Annotated in this window: 20 protein-coding genes, 2 tRNA genes and 1 pseudogene; 7 read left to right on the forward strand and 16 right to left on the reverse strand. The window is 60.5% G+C overall.

All coding sequences use genetic code 11. The features are described from left to right. The first annotated feature begins 14 nt into the window (after positions 1-14). Positions 15-1031, forward strand: coding sequence for an arsenic resistance protein (locus WYS_RS15410; RefSeq protein ID WP_019178537.1), 1017 nt, complete (start codon positions 15-17; stop codon positions 1029-1031). 425 nt (positions 1032-1456) lie between these two features. On the opposite strand, the gene WYS_RS12620 is transcribed toward WYS_RS15410, so the two are convergent. After that, positions 1457-2320, reverse strand: a complete 864-nt coding sequence (locus WYS_RS12620; protein WP_147654251.1) for a tryptophan-rich sensory protein — start codon at positions 2318-2320, stop codon at positions 1457-1459. Between the two features lie 375 nt (positions 2321-2695). Between WYS_RS12620 and WYS_RS12630 the strand changes: the two genes are divergently transcribed. Beyond that, positions 2696-4003: a metal-dependent hydrolase family protein gene (locus tag WYS_RS12630; protein WP_147654252.1), complete on the forward strand. Its 1308-nt coding sequence runs from the start codon at positions 2696-2698 to the stop codon at positions 4001-4003. 217 nt (positions 4004-4220) lie between these two features. On the opposite strand, the gene WYS_RS12635 is transcribed toward WYS_RS12630, so the two are convergent. The 3 genes from WYS_RS12635 to WYS_RS12650 form a co-directional block, all read right to left on the reverse strand. Further along, positions 4221-4775, reverse strand: a complete 555-nt coding sequence (locus WYS_RS12635; protein ID WP_019178541.1) for a DedA family protein — start codon at positions 4773-4775, stop codon at positions 4221-4223. Positions 4776-5051: 276 nt separating this feature from the next. Further along, the gene (locus WYS_RS12645) at positions 5052-5360 is read right to left on the reverse strand and encodes a hypothetical protein (RefSeq protein ID WP_019178542.1); all 309 of its coding nucleotides are present in this window, start codon (positions 5358-5360) and stop codon (positions 5052-5054) included. A 3-nt stretch (positions 5361-5363) separates the two neighbouring features. After that, positions 5364-5711 (reverse strand): ArsR/SmtB family transcription factor, encoded by a 348-nt coding sequence (locus WYS_RS12650; protein ID WP_336603337.1) that lies wholly within the window; start codon positions 5709-5711, stop codon positions 5364-5366. Positions 5712-6268: 557 nt separating this feature from the next. On the opposite strand from WYS_RS12650, the gene WYS_RS15415 reads away from it, so the two are divergent. Beyond that, the gene (locus tag WYS_RS15415; protein ID WP_019178546.1) at positions 6269-7474 is read left to right on the forward strand and encodes an MFS transporter; all 1206 of its coding nucleotides are present in this window, start codon (positions 6269-6271) and stop codon (positions 7472-7474) included. A gap of 179 nt (positions 7475-7653) precedes the next feature. Here WYS_RS15415 and WYS_RS12670 read toward each other — a convergent pair. Together WYS_RS12670 and WYS_RS12675 are read right to left on the reverse strand one after the other, a co-directional pair. Then, positions 7654-7727 (reverse strand) — tRNA-Ile (locus WYS_RS12670). An 87-nt stretch (positions 7728-7814) separates the two neighbouring features. Next, positions 7815-8627, reverse strand: a complete 813-nt coding sequence (locus WYS_RS12675; protein ID WP_019178547.1) for a hypothetical protein — start codon at positions 8625-8627, stop codon at positions 7815-7817. 117 nt (positions 8628-8744) lie between these two features. On the opposite strand from WYS_RS12675, the gene msrA reads away from it, so the two are divergent. Further along, positions 8745-9227 carry a peptide-methionine (S)-S-oxide reductase MsrA gene (msrA, locus tag WYS_RS12680; RefSeq protein WP_019178548.1) on the forward strand — a complete coding sequence of 161 codons (483 nt, stop codon included), beginning with the start codon at positions 8745-8747 and terminating at the stop codon, positions 9225-9227. Between the two features lie 9 nt (positions 9228-9236). Here msrA and WYS_RS12685 read toward each other — a convergent pair whose 3' ends face one another. Next, the gene (locus tag WYS_RS12685) at positions 9237-9509 is read right to left on the reverse strand and encodes a hypothetical protein (protein ID WP_019178549.1); all 273 of its coding nucleotides are present in this window, start codon (positions 9507-9509) and stop codon (positions 9237-9239) included. A 113-nt stretch (positions 9510-9622) separates the two neighbouring features. Here WYS_RS12685 and WYS_RS12690 point away from each other — a divergent pair, with 113 nt between their 5' ends. Then, positions 9623-10234: a DUF2284 domain-containing protein gene (locus WYS_RS12690; RefSeq protein ID WP_019178550.1), complete on the forward strand. Its 612-nt coding sequence runs from the start codon at positions 9623-9625 to the stop codon at positions 10232-10234. A gap of 68 nt (positions 10235-10302) precedes the next feature. Here WYS_RS12690 and WYS_RS12695 read toward each other — a convergent pair. Beyond that, positions 10303-10399: transfer RNA gene (locus WYS_RS12695), tRNA-Asn, on the reverse strand. A gap of 43 nt (positions 10400-10442) precedes the next feature. Continuing rightward, positions 10443-10751: a winged helix-turn-helix transcriptional regulator gene (locus WYS_RS12700; protein ID WP_019178551.1), complete on the reverse strand. Its 309-nt coding sequence runs from the start codon at positions 10749-10751 to the stop codon at positions 10443-10445. A gap of 155 nt (positions 10752-10906) precedes the next feature. On the opposite strand from WYS_RS12700, the gene WYS_RS12705 reads away from it, so the two are divergent. Further along, entirely contained in the window at positions 10907-11125 is a 219-nt protein-coding gene (locus WYS_RS12705; RefSeq protein WP_019178552.1) for a hypothetical protein, read from the forward strand. A 92-nt stretch (positions 11126-11217) separates the two neighbouring features. Here WYS_RS12705 and WYS_RS15755 read toward each other — a convergent pair. The 6 genes and pseudogenes from WYS_RS15755 to WYS_RS12745 form a co-directional block, all read right to left on the reverse strand. Next, positions 11218-12597: pseudogene (locus WYS_RS15755) on the reverse strand (monomethylamine:corrinoid methyltransferase). A gap of 4 nt (positions 12598-12601) precedes the next feature. Continuing rightward, on the reverse strand, positions 12602-13243 hold the full coding sequence (locus tag WYS_RS12720) for a methyltransferase cognate corrinoid protein (RefSeq protein ID WP_049796371.1): 642 nt from the start codon (positions 13241-13243) through the stop codon (positions 12602-12604). After that, positions 13233-13427 (reverse strand): hypothetical protein, encoded by a 195-nt coding sequence (locus tag WYS_RS12725; protein ID WP_019178556.1) that lies wholly within the window; start codon positions 13425-13427, stop codon positions 13233-13235. Before WYS_RS12725 ends, WYS_RS12720 begins: the two co-directional genes overlap by 11 nt. Positions 13428-13580: 153 nt before the next feature. Beyond that, positions 13581-14750 (reverse strand): 3-methylornithine--L-lysine ligase PylC, encoded by a 1170-nt coding sequence (gene pylC, locus WYS_RS12735; RefSeq protein ID WP_019178558.1) that lies wholly within the window; start codon positions 14748-14750, stop codon positions 13581-13583. A gap of 238 nt (positions 14751-14988) precedes the next feature. Further along, the gene (locus tag WYS_RS12740) at positions 14989-15327 is read right to left on the reverse strand and encodes a P-II family nitrogen regulator (RefSeq protein ID WP_019178559.1); all 339 of its coding nucleotides are present in this window, start codon (positions 15325-15327) and stop codon (positions 14989-14991) included. Between the two features lie 11 nt (positions 15328-15338). Next, the gene (locus tag WYS_RS12745) at positions 15339-16682 is read right to left on the reverse strand and encodes an ammonium transporter (protein ID WP_236993832.1); all 1344 of its coding nucleotides are present in this window, start codon (positions 16680-16682) and stop codon (positions 15339-15341) included. Between the two features lie 436 nt (positions 16683-17118). On the opposite strand from WYS_RS12745, the gene WYS_RS12750 reads away from it, so the two are divergent. Continuing rightward, a complete protein-coding gene (locus tag WYS_RS12750) occupies positions 17119-17700 on the forward strand; it encodes a hypothetical protein (RefSeq protein ID WP_019178561.1) in 582 nt (193 codons plus the stop codon). On the opposite strand, the gene WYS_RS12755 is transcribed toward WYS_RS12750, so the two are convergent. Next, positions 17697-17879 carry a hypothetical protein gene (locus WYS_RS12755; protein ID WP_019178562.1) on the reverse strand — a complete coding sequence of 61 codons (183 nt, stop codon included), beginning with the start codon at positions 17877-17879 and terminating at the stop codon, positions 17697-17699. The two genes, WYS_RS12750 and WYS_RS12755, sit on opposite strands and share 4 nt — an antisense overlap. Positions 17880-17966: the final 87 nt, after the last annotated feature.

The raw sequence follows: 17966 nt of genomic DNA on the forward strand, positions 1-17966 counted from the left end.
AGCTGGAACTTCTAATGTCCGAGCCTTCGCTGAGCACCCTTGACCGTGCTCGACCTCTCCTTTTGATCGTCGCCATTGCGGCGGGCCTGATCTTCGGAATGACCCTCCCCGGGCTGGTGCAGGACTGGTTCGACCTGGTGGTCTACCTCTTCCTCATATTGCTGGTGTTCAGCCTGGTGCTGGGCGCACAGTTCGGCGATGTCCTGCGCTCTCTAAGGAACGTGCGCTTCTTCGGCATCGCCTGGTTCCTCAACTTCGTGGTCATCCCGCTCACCGCCTTTGCCCTGGCCCTCATCTTCCTGGGCCCGTACCCGGCGGTATTCGTGGGGTTCATTCTGTACTCGATAGCGCCCTGCACCGACTGGTTCCTTATCTTCACTTCCATGGCCAAGGGGGACGTGCCGCTCGGCCTCGCGCTCCTGCCTACGAACCTCATCCTCCAGGTCGTGCTCATCCCGGTGTACCTTTTCCTGTTCGCCGGCCTGGTAGTCCCGTTCCAGGTGTCCGCCCTGGTGGAGACGTTCCTGGTGTTCATCATCCTGCCCTTCGCCCTGGCCGGCGCGGTCCGGTGGGCCATGAAGAAGGCAAAATCAGTGGAGTGGAGGGACGACGTGCTCGGCAAGGTGCTCCCGAACCTCCAGGTCCTAACTCTCGTGGTCATCATCTTCTTCATCTTCGCCTCCCAGACCGACGTGATCTTGGAGAACCTCGACACCCTCGCGATAATCTTCATCCCCACCGCGCTGCTGTTCATCATCGCGTTCTCGCTGTCGCAGATAGTCAGCAAGAAGGCGGGGTTCAAGTACGGGGAGTGCGCGCTCCTGAGCTGCACCACCATAGCGAGGAACTCGCCCATCGGTCTCGCCATCGCGGTGGGCCTGTTCCCGGACCAGCCGCTCATCCAGGCCGCCATCATCATCCCCGAGGTCATCGAGCTGCCGGTGCTGCTGCTGGTGGTCAGGCTGCTAATATCGATCAAGGGCAAGTACTACTGCGGAGGCCCCGAGCAGGCCGACGTGAAGCCGCAGTGAGCAGGGGCGATCTCATGCAGGCGCCCCGCCATGGCGGACCCCTCTCTCTTAGAGGCCGAACGAATGGCTCCAGTTCCGGGCAATCGAATGCGGAGAGGACCTAGAGCAGGCGGAAGCGATGCTGGACAGCCTGGCGAAGGATAGAGGCCGTCAGTGTCTTCGCATAGACGATCCGGGACATCCACTGCGATCACTGGCCAGGCCGTGAGCATGGCGAGACGAGGGCTCGCTCTCCGTTCGACAAGGCGATCAACGGACGATAAGGGTGCTGCTGTTCGAGCCTCGCCCCCGGCTCTAGCTGTTTTCCGGTTTTCTCGGCCGAACTGATGTTTACCTCGCCCTGAGACAATACCCTGGACCGTTTCGGCCCTCGGGACAATGCACATTTCTCCGCGAGTGAAATCTAAGCATGCATCCATCGATACCTATCCAACGGCCCTCCTGATTTCTGACCCATTGAGAAAGATGCTGACGATTAAAGCGGCCACCACTGCAGCTATGGATATCGAGATCATGAATGCCACGACCTGGTTCGAACTTTGATTGACGCCGATGCCCACGAGCGCCCAAATGATGACCAGCTCGTAAGCGACATCTCGTCTGGTGACCGCAACGAGGATCGCTATCGTCGTTGCGACCAGGATCATCAGGACCGCCCAGAGCTCCGGCTCGATACCGAAACCGTCCCATCCGATCGAAACCAATGTCGCTGCCACATTGACGATAGCGGCAACGGTTATCCACCCAAGATAGACGCTGAAGGGAAGATGGACCATCAATCGCTCTCCCCATCCTAGTTTCGCTCTCCCGACATTCAGACGGACATAGATCGTGATGAGGACGGCCAGGAGGACGAACATGATGACAACGGAAACAACGAGATATTCGTATTGCCAAGCGAAAAGCCACAATATGTTCGATGCACTGCTCAGCATGAACAGCCACCCAATATTTTTTTGGAACGGTCTGTCACGAACGTGCGGCAAGGCCTGATATACAACAAACACCCCAAGGAGGATGTAGATAACACCCCAGATCGCGAACGCATATCCCGCGGGGGTGATCAGTGTGGGGTTCGCGTTAGATATTTCCCCAGTCGTCTTTCCGCCCAGTATGGCAGTGTTTCCCGCCAGCCCGTTCACGGTTATCATCAGGGTCCAGGCCAGAATATTGCACAGGTTCAACCGGCCGATCTTTCTTATCGCCACACACTTCTGCCCCGTAATCCATCTGGACCTCAACGTTATTAAAACCAGACTTTTGCGGGTTCCAACTTCTGGCCTACTCATAACGTTATCCCTCCCTTGCCGTTGAGCATCGGCCCGGCCGGGAAGATGGTCAGGCGCCTGGATCATGGCCTGCTCTTGCAAGGAGCGATACTTGCCAGCATGCCCAGTGAGGGAGCGAAGGGACGTTGAGCACCATGGCCTTGACGTTCGAGGCCACGTGTTTCAACATTGTTATCCGGACTAAAAAGTGCAAAGGTCCCATCGGTGACGTCGGAGAGGCCAGCAATTGTATTTCTGCAACGAGTGGACTGCTGGAGATGATACAATCGTTCCTGTCGATGATGGGTTTAGGCCGCATAGCATGGCAGCAATGTAAGAATAATGAGCAGTGGTCATTTGTCAAGATATGACTGCTTTCCGTGGAGGATGAATGATATGGAATCAGCAATGCTGGCCGATGGATCGAGCGGAGCAAGTGTCCTATTCACCAATGTCAGCGTCTTCGACGGAGCGCACAAGAGGCGCGTAAAGAACGCCTGCGTTCTGGTCGAAGGCGAGATGATCAAGTTGGTGTCTGACGGCAGGATCGATGTGGAGGGGGCGGCGGTCATCGACGGGGGCGGGCGCACCCTCATGCCCGGCCTGATCAACGCCCACTATCATTCGATGTTCGCTAGCATCACCATCGCCGAGGGCATGAGCGTCCCGGAGGGATACGTGAACATCCGGGCGGCCAAGAACGCCGAGAAGGTCCTGATGAACGGCTTCACCACGGTGCGGGACATGGGAGGCAGCTCCTTCGGCCTGAAGCGCGCCATCGATGAGGGCCTCATCGCCGGGCCCAGGATCTACCCCTCCGGCCCCATCATCGGGCAGACCTCCGGTCACACCGACTTCCGGCCGTACTCGGCCGTTCCCACCAGCGCGGCCGAGCCGCTGCCGGATTATCTGAACATGTACCGGTCGGGCCATCTTGCCCTGGCCGACGGCATCCCTGAGGTCATCAAGCGCGCCCGGGAGTCGCTGCGCATGGGGGCCACGCAGATCAAGCTGGCGGCCGGAGGCGGGGTCGCCTCGGACTACGACCCCATCGACGTGGGGGAGTATACCTACGAGGAGCTGAAGGCCGCTGTGGACGTGGCGGCCACGTGGAATACCTATGTCTCGGTCCACGTGTACACCTCGCGCTCCATCCGGACGGCCCTCCGGGCGGGGGTCAGGAGCATCGAGCACGGGCAGATGATGGACGAACCCACCGCCAAGCTGATCGCCGAGAAAGGCATCTGGCTCTCCACCCAGCCCTTCCTGGACGACGAGGACGCCGTTCCTTTCCCGGAGGGGTCGGAGAACCGGAAGAAGCAGCTCGAGATGTCATCGGGGACCCACCGGGTGTACGGATGGGCCAGGAAGTACGGCATCAGGACGGCGTTCGGCACCGACGTGCTGTTCAGCCCCCCGCTCGCCGAGAGGGACGGAAAGATGCTGGCCAAGTTGAAAAGGTGGTACACGCCGTTCGAGGCGCTGAAGATGGCCACGCACGACAACGCGCAGCTGCTCAAGATGTGCGGGCCTCGCGACCCCTACAAGAAAGGGGACCTGGGGGTGGTGAGGGCGGGCGCCTACGCCGACCTTCTCCTGGTCGACGGCGATCCCTTGGAGGACCTCGATCTTGTCGCAGACCCCGGGAGGAACTTCCGCGTGATCATGAAGGGCGGAAGGGTCTACAAGAACACGCTCAGTTAGCGGCCTGGGCCTTGGCACTGGACCAACGACCATGGCTTCCTCCTCAGCAACAGAACGATGCTCATCGTCTGAAAAAGTTGAGAAAAATAGCCGCATGTGGAGGTCCCGGTCGGATTCGGTCGGCGTCTTTCCAGGTAGTGTGTTCTATGATCGGTATCATCTGTATCTTTAGTGCAATGCGGAGGTAACAACAGATACCCTCTCACCCATCATGCGTTCACTCCTTGGGTTCAGGAGCAATGCTCTTCTTGTTATAGTGTCGATACGCCAGGAAACCTATGATGCCAACCGCCAGGACCGAGAGCACTATAACGTCGAAATTTGCCGTGCTTTTCCAGAACTCTATCCATCCGTCTCCCAGATAATAACCCACGATGGTCAAGGTGGAATTCCACACCAGGCTACCCATGAAGAAGTACGGAACATACTTCTTCAGGTTCATCTTGGTCAGTCCTGCAGGATAGGCTATGATCGATCGTATCCCCGGAAACATGGGACCAAAGAGCGCCCCACGGGTCCCGTACTTTTCGAACCATCGGTCCGCCTTGCCGATGGTGTTCTCGTTTATGCCGATATACTTCCCAATGCGCAGGACGAACGGGCGTCCCACCCATCTTGCCAGGCAATAGGACACTGTGGAGCCGCAGGTCGCCCCGATGGTCGCGGCCAGAACAACCGGGATGAGGCTCAGTTGTCCAGTGGAGGCGAGATAGCCGGCGAAGGGCACGATGGCCTCGCTGGGTATGGGTGTGATGATCCCCTCGATGAACATGGCAAAGAATAATCCCAGGTAACCCGAAGAAGAAACGAAATCAATGACCAGCTGATTCAGCGCATCTAATATCATTGTTCGTACCCAACCCTCACGGTCTGCGGATCGAGCACAATCATGGTCCAGTTCGCTATTGGCCGCATCAACCTGCCTGAAACCGTAAAGCCCCTGGTCAAATGCCGGGCAGTTATATGTTCCGTCATTCCTTCCTCAGGCAGGCCTATTTCTCCCCTGATATATGGGAAAATGCCAGAATCAGGCCCAAATCTTGCCCGATTATTCCCTGGTAACTCGGATGAGGATGATCAGCGCTATGGTCTCGAAGATGTTGAATATGAAGAATACATCATCGTCAGGAAGAGGCCGTCCTCCATATATCTGATCGTAAGCCAGGGACGCGAAAAAGCCCAGGTAGAGGATGCTTTTCAGTAAAAAAGCTGTTACGAACAATAACAAGCCTCGGGTGAACGGGGACCGTAGTTGACGGTAGTTGGTCCAAAAGGTGTGCATGAGCACCAGCAGTAGGGCGATATTGACAACCTCGATGCTCAACATCAGCAGAATCTCTAAGGTCTCCAGGTCCATCCTTCACTCCTCCCCTTTTCCCTCATCCGACTTATCCTTGATCTTGTTCCAGATGTCTGTGAAAAGATCATAGCTTCCTTCCATGTTGTTGGACAAGAAGTACATGGCCCCATATCTCTCTCCCGCATTTGATTCGACGATCCCATTTTCGGAAAGTAACTTCAAATGATGTCGCACGGTCTTATAGTCCAGCCCCACTCTTTCGCTGAGCTGGTGAGCGTTGAACGGCCGATCGTGCAGTGCCATGATAATCCTCGCGCGATTGACTCCGCCCTTTGAACCAGCGATCAACCACCATAGGATCATTCTCATAGTTCCATTGACACTGGCCTGCCTATGATTTATAGCCATGATCGGTTCCCGACTAAACGGATTCTAGAACTTTCAGTGAAATATGTAATTATTGCACCCCGGTCCTTGCTTCTATCCCCCTACCTCTCGCGAGATGGTCCTGCGTTCGTTCATGTCGATGATGCATGCAATCGATTGTTTACATAATAAGCTAGCTATAGATGCGAAAACAATCGAATTGAATTTAAAAGATGATCGAATTCCACTGCGGCACTATACTGTGGGCGATGTGAAGAAGTACCTTAAGGACCAAGGGGTGCTGGCCAGATGACCCTGCCCTTCAAGTTCAATGCCGACGGCCTCGTGCTCGTGACCGTCCAGGATGCCGATACGAACGAGGAGGCGTACGGCCTCATGCTCACGACCAGCCGCACCCACTTCCGGCTCCACTTCCTTTTCTCGTTACGGCACCGGACGTGGCTCCTGCACGCAAAGCACCTGACATGCCATTTGAGATCGATGTCTTCTTACCCATGCTCATATTCTTCCCGTCGAGGACCTAGAATGGGCCGAGACATCATTATATTGGCCTATGGGGATGGATAGAGAGTGAGGATTTGAAGGAGCGGGACAAGTTCTTCTACGGTCTGAGCCTGGCTGGCGGCCTGGCCATACTCAGCTCGACCATGTCCAAGAACCCTGTGCTGGGACTGTTCGCCCTCAGCCTGGGGACGGACCAGGCCATGCTCGGCCTCATTGCCGCCGCTTCCACCATCCCTGGGATACTGGTCTCCCTCCCCGCGGGCTCGCTCTCGGACCGCTTCGGACGAAGGAAGGTAATGTACGCCGCGGGCACGGTGTTTGCCACTGCCCCGTTCCTTTACCTGATAGTGAGCACGCCGGCCGAGCTCATGGCAGTGCGTTTCTATCACGGCTTCGCCACCGCCATCTTCGGGACCGTGGCCAACGCGGCCATCGTCGACACGTTCCGCGATCAGAAGGCTGCGAAAGTCTCTTTCTTCTCGTCCGTGACCATTGTGGGGAGGGGGCTCGCGCCATTCCTGGGCGGAGCGGTCCTCCTGCTGACCAACAGCAACTATCGCGACGTCTATTGGATTGTCGGCATCGCTGGCGTATCGGCACTTCTGGCCATCGCCTTCATCTACCGCGGCGGGAGGGACGGTGAGAAGCGGGATGCCGTCGCTGGCACACCCTTGCGTGACCAGCTCCGATCCATAGTGAGGGACAGGCTGGTGCTGGTAGCCTCGTCCGTGGAGGCGATGCAATACCTCGCTTATGGCGGGTTCGAGTTCTTCATAGTGATCTACGCAGACTCGGTGGGCATCGACCTTGGCTGGATCGTCCTCATCACTGGCGCCCAGCTCCTCACGGTGATATTCGCGAAGCCGATCCTGGGCAGGATGTCAGACAACAAGGGGCGGGACCGATTGATCAGCGGCGGATGCGCGGTGGGAGGACTGGCCCTACTGGTCATGCCCCTTACGCAGGACCCCATCGTGCTGATCTTTCTGTCGGTGGTGTTCGGCCTGGGGTTCGCCGCCGTGACCTCGTCCACCGCTGCTCTGGTGTCTGACCTCTGCACCGGCTCCGGCTCAGGGTCGGCGATGGGCTTCCTGAGCACCGTGATGGATGTCGGACAGGCCTCCGGCCCCATCATCGTCGGCGGGGTGGCCGCCACCGCTCTGGGGTACCTGGGAGGGTTCGGGGCGATGGGCGTGGGCCTGCTGTCGGCATCGGCAATATTTGCTCTCGCATTCATGCGGCCTGGCACTGAGACCAGAACGTCTTCGGCCCGTCGGTGAACCGGACGGATCCAATCGGTCCCTGTCCGGCTTGCTGTGTCTGGATGTCAGTAACAGCATTTCATACTTGAGCAATCCGCCAAACAGAACACGCTCCCCGTATTCGACTGGCTTCGGCGGGGTCGATTAAGGTAAGCTAGCTGACGGTCGAAATTGAGGCATATGGTTGCGCATAGAGGTGGGCCCGACCGGATTTGAACCGGCGACCATCGGGTTATGAGCCTGACGCTCCACCAGACTAAGCTACGGGCCCCTATGTGGGTCAGGTTAATGTCCTAGCCTACATAAATCTTTACTCCCAGGCATGCGTCCACGTCGAGAAAGGCCATCATGGGAACGCCTAGACGCCATCGCGCTCAACGCGGCCCGTTGCCAGGAAGTTTACGATCCCATGGCATTTGCATGCGGTCGCCAGGGCGAAGGTGGGGCCGTCCCCGAGGGGCTCCAGCCGGCCAAGCATGTTATGGAGGTCCGGCCCTTGGATCACGCCTATCTCCCCCAGCGTACCCACGGCCAGCACCGTGGAGCGGTCCGCTTCCTCCGCGATGATCGACCCGATGAGCTCGTGCATGGGGGCCTTGCGGATCTCATCGGTCACCGGGCACTTCCTCGGCTGGGAACAGCCCGGTTCGCATGTCCCTCCCCCAGGCATGTTGCTGACAACCAGCACAGCGTTGGCCTCGTCTCGGGACAGGATCTTGCCCGGGGGGAGCCTGCGGGCCGTCCTGTCCAGAAGGGAGGTGCACGGGACGGCCCTGGCACCCCTCCGCGCCAGGAATTCCACGGCCACCCTGGCCGCGAAGTGGCCGCTCATGGCGGGGACGATGAGGTCCGGCACCCTCGTCTCGCACAGCCGGAGAAGGCCGCCGACGGAATCCCCGACCACGAACTGTATACTGCCGATGCGTTCCGGGTCGACCTCGGACAGCGTGATCACCTCCACATCATCCGATCTACTGGCCAGGCAATCCGGGTCGATGTCCATTACTGCCACGCTCATGCCCAGGGACCGGGCGGTGCCGGCAGCGGCCGTCCCGATCGCGCCGCCCCCGGCGCAGAACACGAAGGCCGGCCGAGCCCTCGGGCCCGATAGTTCTGAGGCGTCCTCTCCGTCGGGAACACGCTTGTCACTTCTCCTGTTGAGCATCTCCATTTCGATGGACGAATGGCGATGTTCTTAGAAGCTGTTTTTCAAGCCCCATCGGACCTGCTATGAAAAATCCGCATCTCTAAGTACTGCGCGCTACTCTGTGGAACGAGAGGGACGCTCATGACCGAAGGGACGCAGAGAGCGACGTTCGGCGCAGGATGCTTCTGGTGCGTCGAGCTGACGTTCAGCAAGATCAAGGGAGTGCTGTCGACGCAAGTGGGGTATATGGGCAGGACCACGGACCGTCCGACCTACCAGGACGTGTGCACCGACCGCACCGGCCACGCTGAGGTGGTGGAGCTGGAGTTCGATCCGTCCGTCGTCACCTACTCGCAGCTGGTCGACGCGTTCTGGTCGATGCACGACCCCACCACCCTGAACCGGCAGGGACCGGACGTGGGCACGCAGTACCGCTCCGTGATCTTCTACCACACCCCGGAGCAGAGGGGGGAGGCCGAGGCGTCGAAGAAGAAGGCGGAGGCGTCCGGGATGTTCAACGCCCCCATCGTCACCGAGATAGCGCCGGCGGGCACGTTCTGGAAGGCCGAGGAGTATCACCAGAAATACCTGGAGAAGCGCGGCAGGGCCGCCTGCCGCATCTGACCGGGCACTTCATCGAAATATCCACGAGAGCAGGATGCAGGCGATGAGGACGAGGGCCGCGAGCGCGTACAAGCGCGGCGTCATGCTCCTCGCGCCCACCCGCCGCGCGATGTGCCCGTCGATGGCCGCCCCCGCTGCCAGCACGAGGCCCGAGGCCAAAGGGTTCGATGTTATCAGCGCGAGGCCCAGGAGGATCGACGCCAGCGCCACGATGACCGCTCCGATGACATAGCCGCCCCGGCTGAAGGGAGGATGCTCATCAGCGGCCGCCCCGCAGTCCATGCTAGGTCCTATTCAATCTCATTGTAGATAACACAGGTCTTTCCTGGCGCGCGACCTCCCGGACCGTACTATCAGGGGGTGATGATTATAGCAGGTTAGGCGATACCGTTGGCATGTCCTCTCACGCCGATCTCGAGAAGCTTTGCAACGTGGCCAAGCAAAACGGCGCCTCGGGCGCAGCGGTCCTGGCCGCTCACCTGGTGGTCCTGGACCACAGGGTGCGCCTTAAGTGCATGGTGCCCATGTGCCCCAACTACGGGCGCAACCTGATGTGCCCGCCCAACGTCCCCGCGCTGGAGGAGTTCTCCACGGTCCTGAAGAACTATATGCACGCCATCCTGGTTCAGTACCCCATATCCGTGGACGACGATTTCATCCAGGGCATAAAGGACCATACACTGGAGGAGGTCTACCAGAACGACCAGTACTCTCCGCTGATGATAAGCAATAAGAAGGGCTTCAGCGAGGTGATGGCCGAACTGGAGAAGGAGGCATTGAGAATGGGATACCGCTTCGCCGCCGCGTTCGAGGGAGGGCCGTGCCGCCTGTGCGAGGAGTGCGTGGGCCAGGGGTCCGGGGAGCCCTGCCGGCATCCGTTCCGCTCCCGGCCGTCCATGGAGGCCATGGGGATCGATGTGTTCCAGACCGCCCAGAACGCGGGCCTTCCGTTCGAGATCCCGCCCAAGGACCGTCCGGTATGGACGGGCCTGCTGCTGGTGGACTGAACTGGTGCGGCGGGCCGTCGGCGGTTTTCACGGCGCCGTCGCAATGATAGGTGAGAGGAAAATTCAGGCGCCGTCGAACGGACTCGAACCGTTGACCTTGTGATGACCGTTCCCCGTTGGCCAGGGATTAACAGTCACACGCTCTACCAACTGAGCTACGACGGCGTGCAGGCAACTACAATTACCCCCTGATATTAATCATTTGCGCCTAGCCCAGCTGTGTCTTGAGCTCCTTCACGGTCCTCTCCATCTCGTCGAGGATGACCTTGAGATGCTCCATGAACGGCTTGAGGGACTCCGTGGTCACCGCCCCGTCGGAGGACGGGCGGATCAGGCCTTCCTGCTCGAGTATGCGCAGGGAATAGCGCACTTTGTGCTGGGGCACCCCCAGAAGCTCGGACAGGCGGATGATGCCGATGGGCTCGTTGTCCATGATGGCCTTGAGCATCCTGACATGGCGCTGCAGGAGATCTATCTCGCTCTCGATCTTGCTGGTGAGGACGCTGCTGGCCGTCATCTTTTGCGCTCCCGGTATGTCATGTGCTAACACGTTAAGGCTATATGAGAATTCCCTAGCCGGGCTCACTGGCCCTCGAACATTCCGATGACAGGAACGGTTTGTCCCGTTCTTTGAAATATAATAGGAGCGAAATCGTAGGCCGAGGGCTAACAATGATGGAAGAGGAGAACATCATCGCGTGCAAGCAGTGCGGGAAGAAGACCTCCAAGGTGCGGAGCGACCTCAGCATGCCCAAGGTCGGCCGGGAGTGCTCCCAGTGCGGCGACTGGGTATGCGGGGACTGCACCGACTGGAACGTCTCTCAGGCGGACAACATAGTATGCTCGAAGTGCGCGGGGAGGATCGCTCCGCGCAAGAGCGGGTGCGACTGAAGCCCCCAATTCAGCTCTTTTTATTCTTCCGGCCCGGGTGCCGAGCTCGGCATCGAGGAAAAGGAAAAGGGAATGGGTTTGAGCGTCGGCGCTTACTTCAGCGGCACGCCCAGGTCGCGCATGGTGGCACGGGCCTTGTCGTAGACCTCAAGGTATTCCTTGGTGGGAGTGACGGTCTGCACGTTGTAGCACTCCCGGAAGCTCTTGCCCTTGGGCGCCTTGGCGTAGTTTGATTCGTAGGTCTTGATCAGCGCGTCGAGGACCTCGTTGACCCTCGGGACGGGCATTCCGGCGACGGCGGTGGCCGCCTCGCCCATGATCCTCGCTTCCATGCCGGTGGTGTAGTCCAAGGCCACACCCTTCGCCGCGGCGGAGCCCGATAGGAGCTCCCTTCCGCTGGCGGTGTCCGTTATCGCCTGCGTGGCCGTCTCGATGAGGCACATCTCCGTGCACGGCCCAGCTATCGGATAGTACTGGTTCGCCAGCAGGAGATCGGTGTTCGCATCGATGGCCGCGGCGGCGTGGGCGGCGATCTGGAGCGTTTCCCTCGCAGTGGTGATGCCCCACCTGATGTGGATCGGCCCGTCCAGATGGTAGTTCCCGCTCAGCAGGGTGAAGGACGCCAATGTCGTCGCGACATCGCAGATGGCCGTTTCCTCCGCACCGCCGGTGTACCCTCCGAAGATGGGCATCTGCTCCACCATGATGGTATCCCCGTTGGCGGTCCAGCCGGCTATCATATTGAGGCCGGCATTGTCGATTTTCAGTTCGTTGAGCTGGGACACCTCGTGGCTATCGCACGTGCGAAGGCAGCCCAGCAGATCTCCGGCGAGACGTCCCGCTGCGGACAGCGGGGTCTCCGGGCCCTATATGCCTAAGTAAGGCCGGCCGGCGCGAACGCACGCCTCCCTCACCGCCCTGAGCTCGGCCATGGTGGCGCGTATCTCCCAGGGGGTGTTGGTCTTGGCCGGAACGCCCTCTATGGTAGCCATGACGCCGTTGACGAGAGTGTCGACGGTGGCCTCCTGGGCGTAGGACTGCATCACCTGGGTGAAGATGTCCTCAGAGACCGGCGCTCCGGTGGGGCCGCCCTGAATGATGGGCTTCTTCGCGGCGTTGCCGCGGCGGGGGGCGAAGTCGGCGGCGTCCCTGTTCTCCCCGAGAGTAATATGCGTGGGGGTCCTCTTGATCCCCTCTTTCACCTCCTCCTCGGTGACCTTGATGACCCTTCCGGTATCGGAGTTGTACATCCCCGCGGTCACCAGCATCTCCATTCCTGCCAGGAACAGATTGTTGATCAGCTGCTTGTCGGTCGGGATGATCTCGGAGGTGAACTTGATGCCATACTTCTCCTTGATCTTGGTCAGGGTCTGCGGTATCACCTGGTAGTCCCATTCGCTCTCTGGCACCTTCGGTCCCTTGACCGAGCGGTTGAACGTCTCGTACACGCTTATTGGTCTTGTAGCTGCCATGCGATCACTCCTTTGTCAGAGAGGCGACGGTCGCCGAGGCCTCCGCGGCACTGGAGCAATAGGCATCGCCGCCGAAGCTGGCGACCCACTCGGCGCTGCACACTGCTCCGCCGAAGACGGTCCTCACGTCCAGGTCCCCCTCCTTCACCAGATCTTGGATCTCCTTCTGCCCGACCATGGTGGTGGTCATCAGCGCCGACGCGCCGATGACCTTGGCCTTCTCCTTCTCCGCGGTCTCCACGAACTTGTCCACCGGTACGTCCCTTCCCAGGTCGATGACGTTGTAGCCCGCGCCGCGGAGCATCGCCGCGACCACGTTCTTGCCGATCTCGTGAATGTCGCCCTGCACGGTCCCCAGCACGACCGTTCCCTTGGCCGAGGCTGCGCCGCCGGACATGGCCGGCCCCAGCGTCTTCAACGCAGCCTCCATAGCGGTGGACGCCGCCAGCACCTGGGGCAGGTAGATCTTGGCCTCGTCGAACAGCGCACTGATGGTCTCCATTCCCTTTCCCAGGCCTTGGTCGATGGCCTCCGACGGAGGCATTCCTGCATCCAGGGCCGCCTGCGCCGAGCTGGCGGCCAGGTCCTTGTTCCATGTCTCTACCGATCTTTTTAGGTCTGCCAATATAGCTTGTTTATCTGTCATTTCGAGCCACCTCCTTGGTTTCGCTCAGGGTGATCGAGGCGAAAGCGCGGGCGCGCTCCGCGGAGAGCGCCGCGCATTCTGCCAGCATCACTGCGACCCCTGTCTGCAGGGGATCGTGAATTATCGCGGCCTTCTGCTCCGCCCCCTCGTCGAAGGAACACGGGACCGCGGGAGAGGAGGTCACGCACCCCTCCTGGGAGAGCCGGCCGGGTATGGCGCGGGAGAGGCGTTGAGGATGAGGTCCGCCCTCTCCAGCTCCTCCTGCAGGCCGCCCACCGGATGCCGGGAACCTCTCCATCGTGGAAGGGACCGACGCGATTGGCAGGGACCGGGCGGGTCATGCGGTCCGCACCTCCGGCACCGGGTCGGAGAACGTGCCGATGCTGTTCTCGTCCATGATGCTCTGGATGCAGGCGTCCCTCTTCCCGCGCGCCTCCTCGATGGTGCTTCCGGTGCAGATAACGGTGCCCGCCCAGGCGTGCTCCCCGGGGCGGTAGTTGGTGATCATCTCGTCCGAACCGAACAGGCCGGGGCGCACCTGCATCCCCTTGAACTGGGTCAGGGCGCTCTCCCCCTTGGAGCGGAGCACCTCGCCCTGCTTGAGAACATGCTCGCAGATGGCCACCCTCCCTCCCCGGGTGTCGGGCCTCAGCAGCCGGCCGGTGGTGAACAGCTCCATCAACATGTGCACCATGTTGATGCCGTGGGAGTGGTACGCCGCGGCGGGGGTCTGGCTGGGGAAGCGGGCGTCGATCTCGATGATCCGGGGGACGCCCCTCGACACCATCGCCTCCACCTCCATGATCCCCCCGAGCTCGAGCTCGACAGCCATCCTCTCGCAGGCGCGCCGGAGCAGATCCTCGTCAAAGATGACGTTCTCGGGTGGGGAGATGACCATCTTGCGGTCGTAGGTCTCGTCGAACAGCACCTGGGAGCCGACGAGGGGGACGGCCTCGCTGCCGTTGCCGATGACCTCCAGGGAGATGGAGGGCCCCGATATGAACTCCTGGACCACCACGCCGCCCCCGTATAGGCGGGCGGTCTTGATGCCCTTCTCCAGCTGGCGCTGGTTGTCTGCGCGCGAGGCCCCCACGCTGCGCGACCAGTCGGAAGGTTTGACGATGACCGGGAACCCGCAGTCTGGCCAGGGCGCCGGCATGGGCACGCCGAGGCTGCGCATCAGCTTGTTGGACAGCAGCCTGGAGCTGGTGATACGGCAGGCGCGGGGGTCGTAGATCAGCGGTACGCTGGTCCCGCGCATCATGGTCACCAGGTGGTCCAGGGTGGCGGGGTCCTCATTGGCCGGCAGGACCGCGTCGCAATCCTCGATCAGCTTCATGGCCTCATCCTCGTTCTTCACGACGTCGAGCACGGCATGCTCTTCCGCGAGGGAGAACGCTGGTGCGCCGGCCCACCGGTCGATGAGCAGGGTGCGGATGCCCGCCTTCTTGGCCAGGTACGCGGCCTCCATCCCCTGCAGCGCCCCGCCGATGATCGCCAGCTTCATCATGCGCACCTCCCGGCCGCCCCACGGGGGCTCCAGGTCCCCCGTCCTTGATCCTGCTCTCTCGTCAGCGTGCTCTCCATCTCGATCATGCCCTCGGTAGGTGTGGCGAAGGCCCGGGGGTCGAACCCGGCTGCCGTGGCTAGAGGCCTGACGGTCGCCGGACCGACCTCCTCGGGAAATGTTCGGAAAGGGTTTTTGGAAATGGTTTGAAGAGGATCTTTGTGGGATACGTTCAGGGTCAGACCGCCTTCTCGTCCACCTCCCCGGTGCGTATCCTGACGCACCTCTCCACCGGGGAGACGAAGATCTTCCCGTCCCCCATCTCGCCCGTTCGGGCGGCGGTCACGATGGTATCGATGACCTTGTCCACATCAGGGTCGGGGACCACCACGGTCAGGAGGGTCTTGGGAAGGAGGTCCACGCGGTACTTGCCCGCGCGGTTGATGAACTCAAGCCCCTTCTGCTCCCCCCGGCCGTGCACGTCGTGGACGGTTATGCCGATCACATCGATCTCTTCCAGCGCAGCCTTCACTTGGTTGGTCTTCTCAGGCCTTATTATCGCATCGATCTTCATCATGCCAGATCACCTCAGTTGTACGCGCGTTCGCCGTGCTGCACGATGTCAGCACCGATGCGCTCCTCGTCCTTGGTCATCCTGATCTCGCCCACTAAGCTCATGATCTTCAGGATCGCGAAGGTGACCACGAACACGAACGCCCACACCGCGGCCACCGCCAGGATTTGGTTGACCACCACGTCGACCGTGCCGCCGTAGAGCAGGCCCTCTACTGGAGAGCCTGCCGCAGTGGAGGCCAGGAAGCCTGTGGCGATGGCGCCGAAGGTACCGCCGAGGCCGTGAACGCCCCACACGTCGACCGCATCGTCAAGCTTCAGCTTCCTGCGGAGTATGAGGCCGCCGTAGCACACGAAGGCGGCGCCTATGCCGATGGCGATGGCGCCGGAGGCGTCAACGAAGCCGGCAGCGGGAGTGATGCCCACCAGACCGGCGATGGCGCCGGTGATCAGGCCCATGACGCTGGGCCTGCCCAGGTGCAGCCAGGAGATCAGGCCCCAAACCCCGGTGGCAACGGCCGCGGCGATCTGGGTGTTGACGAGAGCGTTGGCAGCGAACGAGCCGGTGCCGAGAGCGCTGCCGCCGTTGAAGCCGAACCACCCGAACCACAGCAGGGCTGCGCCCAGGACCGCCATGGGAACGTTGTGGGGGACCTCCTCGTGCCCTTTGGCCACGGAGATCCTCTTGCCGATGACCAGGGCCGCGGCGAGAACGCTAACGCCTGACGCGATGTGCACGACGGTGCCGCCGGCGAAGTCAAGGGCGCCGAGCTCGGTCATGATCCAGCCGCCGCCCCACACCCAGTGGGCCACAGGGGCGTAGACCAGGACGCTCCAGATGGCCAGGAATATGGCCAGGGCCCTGAGCTTCATGCGCTCGGCGATGCCGCCGGTCAGAAGGCAGGTGGTGACGATGCAGAACATCATCTGGAACAGCATGAACAGTGACTGGGGGATGGTGCCGGCCGCTTCCGTGCCATAGCCGTATGGCGCGGCCCCGACGTCTTTTAGGAAGAAGTGGTCCAGGCTGCCGACGATGGCGCCGCCGGAGCCGAACGCCAGAGTGTACCCGATGACCACCCAGAATACTGTCACGAGCGCGGTCACAGCAAGGCACTGCCCGAGCATGGAGAGCACGCTCTCCTTGCGGAGCATGCCACCATAGAAGAACCCGACGCCCGGGACCATGATGAACACGAGGACCATCGCCACGATGATCCATGTGGTGTCGCCGCCATCGATGCCTAGAGCAATGTCCTCATCGCTTAACGCCGCGACCGGGCTGGAGGCGAAGGTCAGCGCGACCATCACTATTACGCCCGCCAGTACGGCCGCCATGATTTTCCTTTGTCCGTTCATGAATTCTCACCTTTTTTGGTCCTGTCCGCATTCCTTAATTCGCATTGAATAGCCATTTGTCTCGAATGGCAAATGAAGAAAAGACAATTGACTAATTAAATGTTTTCGAATGGTGCGAATGTATTCATTTGGCGGTCAAAAGCCAAAATGCGCATCTTAGGAATTAGTGTTAATAAAAAATCATTATATGTTAATAACATACTGTGCGATACATTAAGGGATCTGGCACATCTCCCGGGACCGGCCTTCCGGAAGGTCTTCGGAGGGCGTCGCGGGGGCCTCGCGATTCTCAATGGAATATCCTGGAAATGGTTGTGCAAGCAACCAACAAACCCGTTGGTCCGGCCGCAAAACCCCCGGCAGGGGCCCGGGAGCGCGCCGCACGCTCGGCAGGGCCGAACAGCGCCGGCGGCCAGCACAGGATTTAACTGCTGGAATGACGTTCCTAACCCCCGCCATGGCCGACGCGGGCGCGATGACCAGGAGGTTGGTCCACCTCGCCACCCCGACTTTCTTAGTGTACTATTTCCTGCCGTCCCCCCTCTGGTCCGGCGGCCCCACCCGGGAGCTGGGATTGCTGGCCTTCCTCGCCGCGGTGCTGGTGTTCGAGGCGGTGCGGCTGTGGCGGAGCCTCAGGGTCCCGGGCATGAGGAAGTATGAGCTGAACCAGATGTCCGCGGCGGCATGGGCCGCCATCGCGCTGACCTTCGCCTTCCTGCTGTTCCCGTTCGAATATGCCGCACCGGTCATCTGCGGCATGGCGTGGGTGGACCCGCTGATCGCGACGGTGCGGAGGACCAAGTGGTACCCCTACCTGCCGTTCGCGGCGCACTTGAGCATAATGGTGACAGGGTTCGCCCTGCTGACCCCATTCACGATCGAGATCATATTGGCAGGCCTGACGGCGTCGGTCCTGGCCATCGCTGCCGAGAGCTATAAGTCAAAATATGTGGACGACGACTTCCTCATGATCGTCGCTCCTCTTCTGGGCTTGGCCGCGGTACTGTACCTGGCTTAGAAGAACCTGCCCTTCTTGCGGAAGGCGACGGTACCGAAGAAGCCCCTCTTGGGATACCGATCATGGCCGGTCATGAAGACCTGATAAGGGTAGGGGCTGTTCTCGGCCTCTTCCTTGGTCTTGAAGATCCTGCCGTCCCACAAGGACTGATATAATATCTTCTTTGGCTTCTGTGCCATCGGCACCAGTATTCCTGATGATGTTAATAACCTTTGAGGTCGGAAACGAAGTAATATCCCACGAAGATAGAAATGGGCAATAGTCAT

Origin of the sequence: Methanomassiliicoccus luminyensis B10 (assembly GCF_000308215.1) — an archaeon.
GTDB lineage: Archaea > Thermoplasmatota > Thermoplasmata > Methanomassiliicoccales > Methanomassiliicoccaceae > Methanomassiliicoccus > Methanomassiliicoccus luminyensis.